11 protein-coding genes and 1 pseudogene are annotated in these 15647 nt (G+C 71.2%); 7 read left to right on the forward strand and 5 right to left on the reverse strand.

From position 1 onward, the window contains the following. The first annotated feature begins 40 nt into the window (after window positions 1-40). From KHP12_RS08280 to KHP12_RS08295, 4 genes are all read left to right on the forward strand, one after another. Window positions 41-853, forward strand: coding sequence for an SAM-dependent methyltransferase (locus KHP12_RS08280; RefSeq protein ID WP_086882943.1), 813 nt, complete (start codon window positions 41-43; stop codon window positions 851-853). A gap of 740 nt (window positions 854-1593) precedes the next feature. After that, window positions 1594-2364: an AfsR/SARP family transcriptional regulator gene (locus KHP12_RS08285; protein ID WP_037950606.1), complete on the forward strand. Its 771-nt coding sequence runs from the start codon at window positions 1594-1596 to the stop codon at window positions 2362-2364. 18 nt (window positions 2365-2382) lie between these two features. Next, complete coding sequence (locus KHP12_RS08290; protein ID WP_308016725.1) at window positions 2383-2622, forward strand: DUF5988 family protein; 240 nt, start codon at window positions 2383-2385, stop codon at window positions 2620-2622. Window positions 2623-2708: 86 nt separating this feature from the next. Continuing rightward, entirely contained in the window at window positions 2709-4661 is a 1953-nt protein-coding gene (locus KHP12_RS08295) for a Xaa-Pro dipeptidyl-peptidase (protein WP_211832324.1), read from the forward strand. 28 nt (window positions 4662-4689) lie between these two features. Here KHP12_RS08295 and KHP12_RS08300 read toward each other — a convergent pair whose 3' ends face one another. Continuing rightward, the gene (locus KHP12_RS08300; RefSeq protein ID WP_086882941.1) at window positions 4690-5541 is read right to left on the reverse strand and encodes a class I SAM-dependent methyltransferase; all 852 of its coding nucleotides are present in this window, start codon (window positions 5539-5541) and stop codon (window positions 4690-4692) included. Between the two features lie 345 nt (window positions 5542-5886). Between KHP12_RS08300 and KHP12_RS08305 the strand changes: the two genes are divergently transcribed. Next, entirely contained in the window at window positions 5887-7056 is a 1170-nt protein-coding gene (locus KHP12_RS08305) for a CapA family protein (RefSeq protein ID WP_086882940.1), read from the forward strand. 21 nt (window positions 7057-7077) lie between these two features. On the opposite strand, the gene KHP12_RS08310 is transcribed toward KHP12_RS08305, so the two are convergent. Both KHP12_RS08310 and KHP12_RS08315 read right to left on the reverse strand, forming a co-directional pair. Continuing rightward, window positions 7078-9702, reverse strand: a complete 2625-nt coding sequence (locus KHP12_RS08310; RefSeq protein WP_244202956.1) for an ATP-dependent Clp protease ATP-binding subunit — start codon at window positions 9700-9702, stop codon at window positions 7078-7080. A gap of 72 nt (window positions 9703-9774) precedes the next feature. Then, entirely contained in the window at window positions 9775-10854 is a 1080-nt protein-coding gene (locus KHP12_RS08315; protein ID WP_308017041.1) for a PP2C family protein-serine/threonine phosphatase, read from the reverse strand. A 205-nt stretch (window positions 10855-11059) separates the two neighbouring features. On the opposite strand from KHP12_RS08315, the gene sigJ reads away from it, so the two are divergent. Beyond that, window positions 11060-11932, forward strand: coding sequence for an RNA polymerase sigma factor SigJ (sigJ, locus tag KHP12_RS08320; RefSeq protein ID WP_086882938.1), 873 nt, complete (start codon window positions 11060-11062; stop codon window positions 11930-11932). A gap of 74 nt (window positions 11933-12006) precedes the next feature. Continuing rightward, window positions 12007-13089 carry an NAD(P)/FAD-dependent oxidoreductase gene (locus KHP12_RS08325; protein ID WP_211832327.1) on the forward strand — a complete coding sequence of 361 codons (1083 nt, stop codon included), beginning with the start codon at window positions 12007-12009 and terminating at the stop codon, window positions 13087-13089. 223 nt (window positions 13090-13312) lie between these two features. Here KHP12_RS08325 and KHP12_RS08330 read toward each other — a convergent pair whose 3' ends face one another. After that, window positions 13313-14773 carry an aldehyde dehydrogenase family protein gene (locus tag KHP12_RS08330; RefSeq protein ID WP_210608745.1) on the reverse strand — a complete coding sequence of 487 codons (1461 nt, stop codon included), beginning with the start codon at window positions 14771-14773 and terminating at the stop codon, window positions 13313-13315. 207 nt (window positions 14774-14980) lie between these two features. Then, a pseudogene (locus KHP12_RS08335) lies at window positions 14981-15615 on the reverse strand (ABC transporter substrate-binding protein); the annotation flags it as partial. Window positions 15616-15647 lie beyond the last annotated feature (32 nt).

Here is a 15647-nt window from a genome sequence, read left to right on the forward strand (position 1 = left end):
CTGGGCCGACCCGATCTTTCGAGCACACAGGAGGAGTGCCATGACCTCTCCCTCGGCCGTGCCACCGGGCGGCACGGTGTCGGACTACTACAGCTCGCTGGGCCCGCTTCTCCAGATGGCGTGGGACGACAACTTCCACTTCGGCTACTGGGACGGCCCGTCCGATACCCGTTCGGTGCAAGAGGCCACCGATCGCTTCACGGATCTGCTGATCGAACGGCTGCGGGTGGGGCCGGGAGACCGGGTACTGGATGCCGGCTGCGGTATCGGGAAACCGGCGATGCGGCTGGCGTCCGCCACCGGCGCCAATGTCCTGGGCGTCACGATCAGCGAGCTCCAGGTCAAACAGGCGACCGAATCCGCCCGGCTGGCCGAGCTGTCCGACCGGGTGGCATTCCAATACGCCGACGCCATGGCGATGCCTTTCGACGACGCGGCTTTCGACGCCGTACTCGCATTCGAATCGATCAATCACATGGACCGTCCGACGGCGCTGCGGGAGATGGCCCGTGTGCTGCGGCCGGGTGGCCGGGTGGTGCTCACGGATGTCACCCCGCCGAGCGACGGCAGTTATCAGCCGGACGACGATCCCGCCGTGGTCACCTCGCTGACCCGGCTGGAGGACTGGCCCGGGCTGGTCGGTGACGCCGGGCTGGTGCTCGATGAGCTGACCGATGTCACCGAGAACACCAAGGACACCGCCAACCGAATGATCGACGGCATCCTGCGCTGTCGCCGCGAGTTCGAAGCGCGCCACGGGGTCAGCGTGCAGGAGGTACTGGACGCCGCCAAGTCGGCGCTGCCCACCGTGCCCAGCGCCGGCTGCGCCATCGTGGTGGCCCACAAGCCCTGAATCGGCGGGGGCAGCGGGCGGCAAACCTGACAGTTATTCGAGAATCCTTCATGGGTCCCGCGCAGACGGAATTTTCCACTCCTCATCAAAGCGGCGCCAAGGGGCCCATGATCTCGCAAGATGCGCTTGTCCCGGCCGATGCGATCCGCGTATTCTCTTTCGCGGACTGCAACACCTCAAGTGCGGGATATCCGGACTCCGATCTTCCGGACCGTATTGCGAATACCCGCTCCGCACCGTCGAGGATGCCGCCTCGAGGGCGCGTATATCCGGATTCTAGGCGAGGTGGGTAGTCATAGGACTCGCTTACGATGTGGGGCACCTGCCGAAGGCGTCGATCTCGTCCATCCTCTGATTCCTCGGCAGGTCCGCGATAAAAGAGGGGTGAGTAATGGCAGTCGCGAACGGCGTGCGTCAGTGGATCCGGCGGCACCGCCCGTACCCGTCCAGTGCGGAGCGGCCGGACCACTTTCCACACGCAAGCGGCTCGGCACGTGCCCACTTCCCATCCCCTTCGGGGTCGACGGACTCCGGGGACGTGACAATTCCAGCGCGCCACCCGGACGGCAAGGGTCGACGATCCGCATGGACCGCCAGAGCCCGACCCGCACACGCGTTCGCCTCCGGAAGCAGACCGCCCTCGAAATCGAGCGAACACACAGACAACCCCGCGGGCAATTCCGGCAAAGGCGCCGACTGTCCCATGACCGCACTCGTCGGCGACTCGGATGGGGCACATCGTGCGATATGAGATCATGGGACCTCTCCGCGTAGTGGAAGAGGAGAGGAAATTAACCATCAGGGCGCGGAAGATCGAGGTCCTGTTGACCGTCCTCCTCGTCCGCGCCGATCAAGTGGTCCCGATCGACCAGCTCATCACGGAGATCTGGGGAGAGGATCCGCCGCGCCGGGCGATCGCCGGGCTCCATGTGTATGTCTCCCAGATCCGTAAGTTCCTGCGCCGGCCCGGCCAGCACGAAAGCCCCGTTATCACCCGCCCGCCGGGATATGTTCTGCGGCTGGGCCACGACCGCCTCGACTTCCACTGCTTCGAACGGCTGGTGTGCGAGGGCCGGGACCATCTGCGGGAGCGGCGTTACCAGCAGGCCACGGCGACTTTCGAAAGCGCACTCGATCTGTGGCGCGATCCATTGCTGGACGACGTATGCCATGGACCGATCCTCGAAGGCTTTCAGACCTGGCTGAAGGAAGCGCGTCTGGAATGCATCGAAATGTTGACGGATTCCCGGCTCATGCTCGGCCGCCATCGCGAGCTGGTGAGCGATCTGTATCAGCTGACCACCGAGCATCCCCTGCGGGAGGCACTGCACCGTCAGTTGATGCTGGCGCTCTACCGCTGTGGCCGCCGGGCGGACGCCTTGCATGTGTATCAAGCGGCGCGCAAGACGCTCAATGAAGAACTCGGGCTCGAGCCGTGCCGGGCCTTGCAGGACATGCAGCAGGCCATCCTCACCTCGGATGACCGACTGGAACTGCATGTTCCCGCTTGAGGAGGACCGCGTAAGGAGGTGGAGATATTGAGCGAACACGTCAGTTATCTGTCCGAGGGCAGTCCGATCGAGGTCGTCCTCGAAGGCGGACCGGACGATCTGCCCCGGGCCTTCCGGGCCGGGCGGTCGACGCTCACCAGCAAGAAGCTCAAAATCCAGCACCGCGATGGATACGAGCACTTCGAACTCGTCAACGATTCCGCTGACATCACCACAGCGATCTTTCGCTGGACCATGCGTACGAAAATCGCCGAGTAGCCTCCATGGCTCCGGAACCCCGGGATCGCCGACCGGTCACCGCCGGCCGGTGGTCCCGGGCCGGGGGCCGTGGCCAGGAGGTCCGTATGCGTACTGCACGATGGCGCGGGGTCGTGATCGCCGCGCTCACGATGTCGACAGCCCTTGCCGCACTGCCCGCCGGGCCCGCGTCGGCCCGGACAGCCGCCGGACCCGCCACCAAGGTGGTGGACGGCCGCACCCAGCCGGTGTTCTCCTACGCGGACGCCGTGCGTGAGCATCTGATGGTCCAGACCCCGGTCGACAGCGACGGCGATGGCCACAAGGACCGGGTCGCGGTGGACATCATCCGGCCCAAGGAGACCCAGCGGGGTCTCCGGGTGCCGGTCATCATGTCGTCCAGTCCCTACAACGACACCGTGGGCCGTGGCTTCGAGTCGGAGCGGAAGAGCTACGACGCCCAGGGCAACCCGGTCAAGTTCCCTCTCTTCTACGACAATTACTTCGTACCGCGCGGCTACGCCGTGGTCGATGTCGATGTGACCGGCACCGGCAGATCCGACGGCTGTCTGACGGTCGGCGGCGCCGCCGATGTGGCCGCCGCCAAGGCCACGATCGACTGGCTGGGCGGCCGCGCCACGGCGTACGCGGCCGACGGCAGCGAGGTGAAGGCCTCCTGGTCCACCGGCAAGGTGGGCATGATCGGCCACTCGTACGAGGGCATGCTGGCCAACGCGGTGGCGGGCACCGGAGTGGAGGGGCTGGAGACCATCGTCCCGATCTCCGGAGTCAGCTCCTGGTACGAGTTCGCCCGCACCAACGGCGCCAAGCACTGGAACGGTTTCGCCTCGTATCTGACCACCGCGCTGGACACCGACCCGCCCCACAAGTGCCAGGCGGTGCGCGAGCGGTTGCAGGCCGGTGAGGACGACGCCACCGGCAACTACAACGCCCACTGGGACGAGCGCAATTACATCGCGCGGCCCGCGCCCGAGGTGGACAAGGTGCGCGCGAGCGTCCTCGCCGCGCATGACATCAACGACTACAACATCCGGATCAACCAGCTCGCGAACTGGTGGGACGCGCTGGCCGAGCGCGGGGTGCCGCGCAAGCTGTGGCTTGGCCGCTACGGCCACACCGATCCGTTCGACTGGCCCGGTCGGCGCGCGCAGTGGGTCGACACCGTGCACCGATGGTTCGACCACTGGCTGTACGGCATCCAGAACGGAGTCATGGACGAGCCCCGCGTCGATCTACAGACCGGTCCGGACACCTGGACGACCCAGGCCGACTGGCCCGCGGGCACCTCCTCGGTCCCCCTGCACCCCCGGCCCGACGGCTCGCTGGCGCTGAGTCCCGCGAGCGGCACCGGGACCTTCACCGACACCAAGCTGAGCGAGGCGGATCTCACCGCCGACCCGTCGGCGAACCTCCCTGGCCGGCTGGCGTTCGTCACCCCGCCCCTGCGCACCGGGGTGCGGCTCTCCGGCACACCCACCGCCGATCTGCGGGTCACGCTCGACAAGCCGACATCGAACCTCACCGCGCTGCTCGTGGACTACGGCGAGGACGAACGGATCGACTGGAACCGCAACGAACCCCAGAACCGGATCCACGACGGTCTGCGGGGGCTGGACGAGGAGTCCTGCCACGGGGAGAGCACCGTCCAGGACGACGCCTGCTACCAGCGGACCGCCAATGTGACGGCGCGCAAATCCTCCGAGGTGATCGCCCGGGGCTGGATGGACGCCCAGAACCGCCACTCGCTCACCACCCCCGAGCCGCTGGCCCCCGGCCGGTCCTACCGGATCACCTGGAAGACCCTGCCGGGCGACTACGAGCTCAAGCCGGGCCATCGGCTGGGGCTGGTCCTCGGCGGTACCGACGCCGACTTCCTCTACTTCGAGGACGCGACCGGGACGAAGGTGACGGTGGACCTGGGTGACAGCCGGGTCAGCGTACCGGTGACCGCCGCCGGCAATCTCCCCAACTCCCTTCGCCACAGGCGCGTTGATAAGGCCCGGACCGCCACCACCGGCGGTCCGGGCTCAGCCCCGTAGCCGGGCGCTCGGTCTCGAGTCCACGCGCTCAGCCCCGCGTCCAGGCGTGGATCACATGGGCGCCGAGGTCCGCGTGCGCCACGGCATCGCGGTGGCCGCTCTCGTACCGGGCCGTGAGGTCGCGGTAGCGGATGTCCTGCGTCGCGGAGAAGCCCAGTCGGCGCAGTTCGTCCGCGAGCTCCTCCGGGGTGAAGAAGCTGAGGAAGGGCTCACCGGCCTCAGCGGCCCACGCCGCGCGCGCCTCGTGCACGGCACGTTGCTCCGGTGGCAGCGCGTCCGGCGGCTCGCCGTAGTCGAAGACCACGCCCGAGCCGTCCGGCAGGGCCGCGATGAAGCCGAGCGTGTCCAGCACGGCCGTGTGGGTCAGATACGGCACCACCCCGAGCCAGAGGAAGAACGCCAGGCGGGCCGGGTCGAAGCCCGCCGCCGTCAGCCCGTCGGCCAGGCTCTGCCGCTCGAAGTCCACCGGCGCGAAGGTCAGTGACGGCGGTACGGGAATCTCCGCGGCGGACAGCCGGTCGCGCTTCCACTCCTGGGTGGCGGGGTGGTCCACCTCGAACACCCTGAGGCCCTCCGCCTCGTACGGATTGCGGCAACCGAAGGTGTCCAGCCCCGCCCCGAGCGCCACCGCCTGCCGTACCCCGCGTGTCACGGCGGCCGCGACGGCGTCCTCGGCGAACCGCGCCCGGGCCGCCACGGACAGTCGTACGTCCTCGCGCCCGGGGTGGAAGGCCGCCTCGAGGACGGGGTCGTCCGCGTCGGCGGCGAGGATGCGGAGGGCCAGCGGGTCGGAGAACACCCGGCCGCCCTCCAGCTCCTGGTGAGCGGCGCGGAACGCGGCCGCGCCGCGGGCGGTGATGCTGGGCCGGCCGGTCTGCATGGAACGTCCTCCCCCGAGGTCCCACCGCGGATACCGCGAGCGACACCCTCATGGTGTCAGCTCCGGACCCCGCGCGCGCCGTTAACGGCCCTTGTTTACAAGGGAGTTACGCGCTGAACGGCCACCCGTGGACCGTCTCGGCGGCGGCGCCGCGCGGCGGGCGGGCATTGTCCCATCACTGACCTCCGGACAGGGGTTGACCGGGCCCACCGGGTGCAACCGATCGGCCGAACCGGTGAAGCTCCCCACCACTCCGCAAGCCTCTCTGATGTCGTGCAATAAATATGACAATCCGACAATCAGAACAAAAGGGTTCGGTATGGCCGGACCAGTGCGGAGTGCACCGTGTCCCCTCACCCACGCCATCGGACGGCGCTTCTCGCCGTCGCCCTGCTCGGCGCCGCCACCGCGTGCGGCAGCGGGACACCGGCCGCCCCGAAGGCCGAGGAGAAGCCGTCGAAGACCTCGGCGGCGGCCAGAAGCGGGTCCATGAAGGACTTCACCCTCGTGGCCACCGGCGATCTGCTGGCGCACGCCTCGGTCATCCGGCAGGCGAAGGCGGACTCGGGCGGTGAGAGCTATGACTTCCGGCGCATGATCCGGCCGGCCGCACCCATCGTCGCCCAGGCCGACCTGGCCATCTGCCATATGGAGACCGTCTACGGGGCCGCCCACGGGCCGTTCACCGGCTATCCGACCTTCAAGACGCCTCCGCAGCTCGCCTCGGCCGTGAAGGACATCGGCTACGACTCCTGCTCCACCGCCTCCAACCACACCCTCGACGCCGGTCCTGAGGGGGTGGTCCGCACCCTCGACGCCATGGACGAGGTCGGGCTCAAGCACGCCGGATCGGCCCGGTCCGCCGCGGAGAGCGTCCGTCCCACGATCATGGAGGCCGGTGGCGCCAAGGTGGCCCATCTCGCCTACGCCTACGGCACCAACGGCATCCCGGTCCCCAAGGGCAAACCGTGGCTGGTCAACCTCATCGATCCGGCACGGATCATCAAGGACGCGCGGGCCGCGCGGCGCGCCGGGGCCGATGTGGTCGTCGTCAGCGTGCACTGGGGCACCGAGTGGCAGCAGGCGCCGGACAAGCTCCAGCTCTCGCTCGCGAGGAAGCTCACCGCCTCCAAGGACGGCAGCCGCCGCGACATCGACCTGATCATCGGCACCCACGCCCATATCCCCCAGGCGTACGAGAAGGTCAACGGCACCTGGGTGGTCTACGGCATGGGCGACCAGATCGCCGGGGTGATGCCCGACAAGCGCGGCCAGATGGGCTCGGCGGCGCGCTTCACCTTCACCCCGCCCTCCGCCCCGGGCAGGGCGTGGCAGGTGAAGAAGGCGGAGTACATCCCGCACGCGGTGGACAACGACCCGATCACCCTGGTGAACCTTCCCCGGGCCCTGGAGAAGAGCCCCGGCAACCCGGGTTACACCAGCGCCCTGAGCACCATCCAGGAGGCGGTGCTCAGCCGGGGCGGCAAGAAGGACGGCCTGTCCATGGGGCGTTGACGCGGCTCGCTCCCGGTGGCGCTACCGCTCCGGTTCCTCCGTCCCGCCCGGCCGCTCCGTGTGACCCGGGGGGCCGAGCTGACCCGTCGGCTCGGCGGCGTCCTGTGTGTGGAACACCAGCCGGTCGTCGTGCACATCCACCCGGACCTGGCTGTGCGCGAGCAGCTCGCCGCCGAGCAGCATCCGGGAGAGCGGATTGTCGACCTCGCGCTGGATGGTGCGGCGCAGCGGCCGGGCGCCGTACTCCGGCTGGTGTCCGTGCTTGGCCAGCCAGTCGACCGCGGCCGGGGTGAACTCCACGCGGACGTCCTGGGCGTGCAGCCGGCGCCGGGTCTCCTCCAGCAGCACATCGGCGATCTGCCGCAGCTGGTCGTCGGCGAGCCGGCGGAAGATGATGATCTCGTCGATGCGGTTGAGGAACTCCGGCCTGAAGTGCTCCCGCAGCGGGCGCAGCACCCGCTCCCGGCGCGCCGCGTCGTCGGCCTCCTCGCCACCGCCGCCGCCGAAGCCCAGGGGGCCACCGCGTCCGGTGATGGCCTCGGAGCCGAGGTTGCTGGTCATCACGATGACGGTGTTCTTGAAGTCGATGGTGCGGCCCTGGGCGTCCGTCAGCCTGCCGTCGTCGAGCACCTGGAGCAGGATGTTGAAGACATCGGGGTGGGCCTTCTCCACCTCGTCCATGAGCAGCAGGGAGTAGGGCTGGCGGCGCACCGCCTCGGTGAGCTGTCCGGCCTCCTCGTGCCCGACGTACCCGGGTGGCGCGCCGACCAGCCGGCTGACGGTGTGCTTCTCCTGATACTCGCTCATGTCGAGGCGGACCATGCGGTCCTCGCTGCCGAAGAGCGCCTCGGCCAGTGCGCGGGCGAGTTCGGTCTTGCCGACGCCGGTGGGGCCGAGGAAGAGGAAGCTGCCGCTGGGGCGGTTGGGGTCGGCGAGTCCGGCACGGGCGCGCAGGACCGCGTCGGCCACGGCGGACACGGCCTCCTCCTGCCCGACGACCCGGCGGTGAAGGTGCTCCTCCAGGCTGAGCAGCCGTTCGCGCTCCTCCTGGGTGAGGCTGGAGACGGGGATTCCGGTCTGCCGGGAGACGATCTCGGCGATGTCCTCGACGGTGACCTCGGCGACGCGCCCGCCGTGGTACTGCGTTCCGGACGCCTGCGCGAGCCGGTTGTTCAGCTCGGCGATCCGGTCCCGCAGGGAGGTGGCGCGCTCATAGCTCTCGGAGGCGACGGCCTGGTCCTTGTCCCGGGTGAGCTGCTCGACCTCGCGCTCCAGGGCGCGCAGATCGGTGCCGCGGGCGCTGGAGCGCAGCCGTACCCGGGCCCCCGCCTGGTCCATGAGGTCGATGGCCTTGTCGGGCAGGAATCGGTCGGTCAGATAGCGGTCGGAGAGCTCGACGGCGGCGAGCAGCGCCTCGTCGGTGTAGCGGACCTGGTGGTGGGCCTCGTAGCGGTCGCGGAGGCCGCGCAGGATGGCGACGGCGTCCGCGGAGGTGGGCTCGGGGACCATGATGGGCTGGAAGCGGCGGGCGAGCGCGGCGTCCTTCTCGATGTACTGGCGGTACTCCCGGAGCGTGGTCGCGCCCATCACATGCAGTTCGCCGCGGGCCAGCGCGGGCTTGAGGAGATTGCTGGCGTCCATCTGGCCGCCCTCGGAGCCACCGCCGCCGGCGCCGACCACCGTGTGCAGCTCGTCGATGAAGATGATCAATTCGTCGGAGTTGGCGCGGATCTCGTCGACGATGCTGGTGACGCGCTGCTCGAAGTCGCCGCGGAAGCGGGTGCCGGCCACGACGCTCGCGATGTCGAGCTGGACGACCCGGCGGCCGAGCAGGATGTCCGGCACATCGGCGTCGCTGATCCGCTGGGCGAGCCCTTCGACGACGGCCGTCTTGCCGACTCCGGCCTCGCCGATGAGGACGGGGTTGTTCTTGCCGCGCCGGGCGAGCACCTCGATGCTCTGCTCGATCTCCTCGTCGCGGCCGATCACCGGGTCGATCCGCCCCTCGCGGGCCAGTTCGGTCAGATCGCGCCCGAACCGGTCGAGGTTCGGGGTCTTCCGCTGGTCCATGACGGGCCTCTGATCGGCCGTGGGGGCGCTCGGAGTGAGGCCGCCGGTCGGCGGGCCGGGGGCCCGGGGTTCGAAGCGGGCGGCGCCCAGGATCTGCCCGGCGGTGGACTCGCGGTTGGCGGCGAGCGCGATCAGCACGTGTTCGGGGCCGATGTACGAGGAGCCGCGCGAGCGGGCTATCTCATGGGCGTCGAGCAACGCCCGTTTGACGGCCGGGGTGACGGCGACCGAGTTGCGCGGCGGCCCGCCGCCCGCCACCCGGTCGATCTCCGCGGCGATCCGGTCGGGGTCGGCTCCGGCGCGCGAGACCATGGTGCGGGTGGGCTCGGCGGAGAGCGCCGCCCGCAGCAGATGTTCGGTGTCGAGGTCGGTGCTGCCGTGTTCGGCGGCGTAGGAGGCGGCGGCCGAGACGAGATGGCGTGCGTTCTCGCTCATCAGTCGGCCGAAGTCGACATGGCGTGAATCGGGCCGCTGCCCGGCCGGCCCGGTCCCGAGGAAGCGTGCGAGGAAGTCGCCGAGTGGATCCGGCCCGAAGTCCTCGGGGCCCTGATTCGGGCCCTCGTTCCCGCTGCCCATATGACCAGTTTACGGGCGATCGAGTCCGATGTCCGTTTCTGGGCGGTGGCGCGAGCGGGCACCTCGGGCGGGCTACGGCTCGAGGGCGCCGCCGGGTGCGTCAGCGCTCCACCGGTGGCGTTCGAGGACGACCAGGGCGGCGTCATCGCCCTGGTGGCCGCCCGTGTGGCTGAGCAGATCGCGGTGCAGACGGTCGACGAGGTACTGGGGGCCGCCGCCGTCCGCTCCGGGGAGCCGCTCGGCGAGCGGGAAGAAGGTTCCCTCGCTGTTCCGCGCCTCGACCACCCCATCGGTGTAGAGCAGCAGCTGATCGCCCTCCTCGAACGGGAAGTCCTCGGTGTGGTAGCGGCCGACCGCCAGGTGGCCGAGGCCCAGCGGCAGTGCGGGCGCCTCGCCCTCCAGCGCCTTGACACCGGAGTCGCACAGCAGGAGCGGCGGCGGATGTCCGCAGTTGACGAGGCGGACCACCGGCCGGTCGTCGGGGATCTCCAGCACGGCGGCGGTGACGAACGACTCCCCCGCCCCGGGCGCCTTGTCGCGGGGTTCGGTCCGTTCCGCGGACAGCGCGGTGTCCAGGTGGGACGCCAGATCGGTCAGCGGCACCGGCCAGTGGGCGATCGCCCGGAAGGCGCCGAGCACCAGGGAGGCGTCCGCGACGGCGGTCAGCCCGCTGCCCCGGACATCGCCGATGATCAGCCGGGTGGCGTTCGAGGTGCGCGCCGCCGCGTACAGATCGCCGCCGATCTCCGCACCCGGTTCGGCCGCGAGGTAGACCGAGGCGATCAGCAGCGGGCCGACCCTGACGGGGAGCGGGCGCAGCAGTACCCGCTGCGCCACATCGGCCACCGCCCGCACCCGGATCAGCTCACGCATGTGCCGGTCGAGGACCGCGCGGAACAGCACGATCATCGCCGAGACCAGGGCGAGGGTGACCACCTCGGTCAGCCGGCCGGGATGGCCGAGGAACCCCTCCGAGGCGTTCGCCGCGATCTGCGCGACGACGGCCAGCAGCCCGACGGACGCGGTGAGCACGGGACCGGCGAACGAGGCGGTCATGGCGGGGGCGGCGATCAGCAGCGGGCTGAGCCGGACACTTGCCGGTGCCAGCACATCGCCGACCGTGATCAGCCCGATGACCAGCAGGGGGATCACGACCAAGAAACGGGTCCGCCACCTTGGCCGGCGCAGATCCGAGGGACCTTGCCGCGCGTGCACATCTACTGCTTACGCCTGCCGTGGCCCCCGCGCCAACCCGTCGGCCCGGTCCACGACCGCGCCCCGGGAGGCGGCTGTCACACTTCCGGCCACTGTCTCGTCCTCCTTTCTCAGGCCGGGAAGCCGAGGAGAGGATCGGGACATGGCAGAGCTGACCGCCTTCGAAGAGCAGCGCGACCGGCTGTGGGCCGTCGCGTACCGCATCACCGGCTCGGTCGCCGACGCCGATGACGCGGTGCAGGAGACCTGGCTGCGCTGGCAGGCGCTGCCCGCGGACGAGGTGGCCGACCCCCGCGCGTATCTGACCACCGTCATCAGCCGCATCTGCTACGACCTGCTGGGTTCTGCGCGGGTGCGGCGCGAGCGTTACGTCGGCCCGTGGCTGCCCGAGCCGGTGGTGGCGGCCGGCGGTCCGGAGGACCGGGTGACGCTGGACGAGTCGGTGGGTCTGGCGCTGCTCACCGTGCTGGAGCGGCTGACTCCGGCGGAGCGGACCGCCTTCATCCTGCACGATGTCTTCTCGGTGCCGTTCCCGGAGATCGCCGAGGTGGTGGGCCGGAGCCCGGAGTCCGTACGGCAGCTGGCCTCCCGTGCCCGCAAGCGGGTCCGGGCGGAGGCGCCGCGGCGCTCGGTGGACCGCGAGGAGCACCGGCGGGCCGTGGACGCGTTCCTCCGGGCGGTCATGGGCGGTGACATGGACGGGCTGCTGGAGATCCTGGATCCGGAGGTCGTCTGGCGTTCGGACGGCGGCGGCAAGGTGGCGGCGGCCCGGCTCCCGGTGCTGGGGAACGAGAAGGTGGCCCGCTTCGCCCAGCGGCTGGCCCGGGGCTTCGACCCGGCCACGATGCTGGTGCACCACCGCGACGTCAACGGCGCCCCGGGCCTGGTCATCGTCGACAGTGCGAGCGGGCAGGCCGTGGTCTTCGCGTTCTCCGTACACCAGGGTCTGATCACCGAGATCGACGCGATCGCCAACCCCGACAAGCTCCGCCACCTCGACCTGCCGAACCTGTGACCGGCATCACCGTCACATCTCGGGCCGCCGTGTCGTCCTCCTCGTGAACACCGACCGGCGAGGAGGCCGCCCATATGGAGAAGCAGCAGGTCCTGGTGCTCGGCGCGGGCTATGCGGGGCTGATGGCCGCCCTGCGGCTGGCCCCGCACACCCGCGTCACCCTGGTCGATCCGAGCCCCGCCTTCACCGAGCGGGTGCGGCTGCACGAGCGGGCCGCCGGACGGCCCGACATCACACATCCGCTCGACACGCTGACCCGGCGGGCCGGGATCGTCCACGTGGCCGCCCGCGCCACCGGGATCGATCCGGCCGCCCGGCGGATCACCACCGACGACGGCCGCGGGCTCGCGTACGACCGGCTGGTGTACGCGCTCGGCAGCCGCACCGCCGACCCCGGTGAGCGCGCCTACACCCCGGAGACGGCGGCCGAACTGCACAAGCGGCTGCTGGACGGCCCGGGTGAGCTGACGGTGGTCGGCGGGGGACTCACCGGCATCGAGATCGCGGCCGAGATCGCCGAGTCCCACGACGCCTGGAAGGTCCGGCTGATCACGGGCGAGGAGGTCGGCACGGGGCTGTCGGCGAAGGGCCGCGCCCATGTCCGTACGACGCTCACCGGGCTCGGTGTCCGGATCGAGGAGGGCCGCCGGGTGGCGCGCCCGGAGGACATCGACGCCGACGCGGTGGTCTGGGCCACCGCGATGACCGCGAACACCGCCCTGGCCGAGGCCGCCGGAATCACCCTCGACCCGGCCGGTCGCATCCGCGTCGACGCCACGCTGCGCTCGGTGTCCCATCCGGAGATCTACGCGGTGGGAGACGCGGCGGCCATGGCCACCCCGGCCGCCGGCGCCCTGCGCATGGCCTGCGCCACCGCGCTCCCGTCCGGTTCGCACGCCGCCTCCTCGATCATCGCCGAGACGCGGGGGCGGGAGCCGAAACCGTTGCGCTTCCGCTTCGTGGCGCAGTGCGTGAGCCTCGGCCGCCGGGACGGGCTGATCCAGCTGGTGCGGACGGACGACTCCCCGCGCGAGACGGTGCTGCGCGGTGGCACGGCCGCGCGCGCCAAGGAGCAGGTGGTGCGCGCCACGGTCAGGGCGCTGCGGCTGGCGGCGCGCCGCCCCGGGGCCGTCCCCCTCATTCCCGGGGTCGGCTGACGGGCCCGCGGAGAGGCTGAGTATCCCCGGCGAGCGGCCCGAGCCATGCGCCCGCGCTACGGGGTGTCCGGCGGGCCTTTCCCCTCCCCGCCCCTTCCCGTTACCGGGGGCTACGCCCCCGGACCCCCGGGGGTCCGGGGGCCCGAGGGCCCGAGGGCCCGGGGGTCCGGGGGTCCGGGGGGCCCGAGGGCTACGCCCCAGCCAAGCCGCGGAGCCGCACCGCTTAGAACGGGTAGTGCGCGTGCTGGGTGGCGAGGGTGATCCACCGGGTGTCGCTGAACGCCTCGATGCCCCAGCGGCCGCCGAACCGCCCGTACCCCGAGTGCTTGACGCCACCGAACGGGGCCTGGGGCTCGTCCGCCACCGACTGGTCGTTGATGTGCACGATGCCGGTCCGGACACGGCGGGCGACCTTGAGCCCATGGGTTCCGTTCTCGGTGATGATGCCGCAGGTCAGGCCGTGGTCGGTGGAGTTGGCCAGGGCCACGGCCCGATCGTCGTCGGCGAAGGTGGCCACCACGCAGACCGGCCCGAACGCCTCGGCGTGGTGGATCTCCATGTCCGGGGTGACATCGGTCAGCACCGTCGCCGGGTGGACCGCGCCGTCCGGTTCGCCACCGCCGGTCAGCGCCGTGGCGCCCTTGTCCACCGCGTCCTTCACCAGGGCCGCCACCCGGCGCGCCGAGTCGGCCGTGATCAGCGGGCCGACGACGGTGGACGGTTGGGCGGGGTCGCCGCACGGCAGGGCGGCCACCTTGGCGGCGAACTTCGCGGTGAACTCCTCGGCGAGGCTTTCATGGACGAGTATCCGGTCGCCCGACATGCAGATCTGACCGGAATTCATGAACACGCCGAAGGTGGCGGCGTTCACCGCGTGGTCCACATCGGCGTCGTCCAGGACGATGATGGCGTTCTTGCCGCCCAGTTCCAGCACGGCCGGCTTGAGGTGCCGCGCGGCCAGTGAGCCGATGGTCCTGCCGACACCGGTGGACCCGGTGAAGTTGACGATCCGTACGCGCGCATCGGCGATGAGCGCCTCGGCCACCTCGGCGGCGTCCTCACGGGCGTTGGTGACCACGTTGAGCACCCCGTCGGGCAGCCCGGCGTCGCGCAGCACATCGGCGACGAAGAGCCCGCAGGCGAGCGGGGCGTCCTCGCTGGGCTTCATCACCACCGTGTTGCCCGCCGCCAGGGGCGCCGCGACGGCGCGGACACCGAGGATGACCGGCGCGTTCCAGGGGGCGAAGGCCGCGACGACACCGGCCGGTTCGCGGACGGCGAGTCCGAGGGCGTTCGCCTCCTGGGCGCTGAGCACCTCACCGCGCGGGGCGGTGATCGCGGCGGCGGCCTCGCGGAGGATGTTCGCGGCCAGGCCCACGTTGAAGTGTGCCCAGGGCGCGGTGCCCCCGGTCTCCTGGGCCATGATCTCGGCGGCCCGGGCGGCGCGCGACTCCAGCAGGTCCGCCGCGGTCAGGAAGATCGTACGGCGCTCGAACGGGGCCAGCGCCGCCCAGGCCGGGAAGGCGGCGTCGGCGGCGGCCACCGCACGCGCCACGTCCTCGGCCCCGGCAGCCGCGACGGTGGCGAAGACCTCTCCGGTGTAGGGGTTGAGGTCCTCGGCGGTACGCCCCGAGACGGCCGGGGTGTCCTTGCCATCGATCAACAGATCGCGGTGGAGGGTCATATCGGATGTCCTTTGCGGTCCCTCGCCCCAAGGGCTTGTTCGCGGAATGAACTTCGGTTCACTGTGCGCGGACCGTCAGTCTCCGACGCGCCCCGGGCAGTCGTCAATGCGCGGGCGCCGCCGGGGCCACCGCACCCCGCCGGACGCCGTCACCGCCAGGAGGCCCAGGAGCGCCAGCGCGGCGGCGGGGGCGAGGACGGCCCACGGGGCACGGGTGGTGCCGGTGGTCCTGGTCAGAGCGAAGGGGCCGGTGGAGGTGCCGGCCAGATCGGCCGCCGCCTCCCCCCGCCTCGTACCGGCCTTCGTCCGGTACGCCTTGGGCGAGAGGACGGCCAGGCTCGGGCTGGACAGCCGCAGCGGCAGGGCGGAGTCGGCGGTCGCGGTGGTGACCCGGACCCGCCGCTCCCCCACCGCCTCCGCGGTGAGCGCGACCCCGGTGAGCGCGGCGGGCGGCGGATCGGCGCGGGCGGCATGGGTGAGGGCGCCCGCCACCGCCGCCGGGGTGACCTCGGTGCCGTCCTGGAACCGCGCCTCGCGCAGGGTGAACACCCAACCCCGGCCGCTCTCCCGGGTCCAGGCCTCGGCGAGGGCGGGCACCGCGCCGCCGTTGCCGTCCAGCCGGGTCAGCCCCTCGGTGACGCCGAGCCTGCTGAGCAGGGTGGCGTCGGCGCCGTACGGGGGGGGAAGCGCTCGGCGGGCGGGAAGGCCATCGCGACGCGGAGGCGCCCGCCGCCCGCCTCGGCCCCGGCGTCGTACGGCGAACCGTCGCGGGCCGCGAAACACCCGGCGAGCAGCGGGAGGAGCAGCAGCGCGGCGGCCCACCGGCGGCGGACAGCGTGCATGGGCGTGGTTCTCCAGGGGGCTGCGCGGGTAC

Origin of the sequence: Streptomyces asiaticus (genome assembly GCF_018138715.1) — a bacterium.
In the GTDB taxonomy this organism is placed as follows: Bacteria; Actinomycetota; Actinomycetes; order Streptomycetales; family Streptomycetaceae; genus Streptomyces; species Streptomyces asiaticus.

Bases quoted from the DNA above. Each gene is read 5' to 3' on its own strand.
- KHP12_RS08330 (WP_210608745.1), bottom strand. From the start codon at position 14,773: ATGACCCTCCACCGCGATCTGTTGATCGATGGCAAGGACACCCCGGCC.
- KHP12_RS08300 (WP_086882941.1), bottom strand. From the start codon at position 5,541: ATGCAGACCGGCCGGCCCAGCATCACCGCCCGCGGCGCGGCCGCGTTC.
- KHP12_RS08280 (WP_086882943.1), top strand. From the start codon at position 41: ATGACCTCTCCCTCGGCCGTGCCACCGGGCGGCACGGTGTCGGACTAC.
- KHP12_RS08325 (WP_211832327.1), top strand. From the start codon at position 12,007: ATGGAGAAGCAGCAGGTCCTGGTGCTCGGCGCGGGCTATGCGGGGCTG.
- KHP12_RS08310 (WP_244202956.1), bottom strand. From the start codon at position 9,702: ATGGGCAGCGGGAACGAGGGCCCGAATCAGGGCCCCGAGGACTTCGGG.
- KHP12_RS08295 (WP_211832324.1), top strand. From the start codon at position 2,709: ATGCGTACTGCACGATGGCGCGGGGTCGTGATCGCCGCGCTCACGATG.
- sigJ (WP_086882938.1), top strand. From the start codon at position 11,060: ATGGCAGAGCTGACCGCCTTCGAAGAGCAGCGCGACCGGCTGTGGGCC.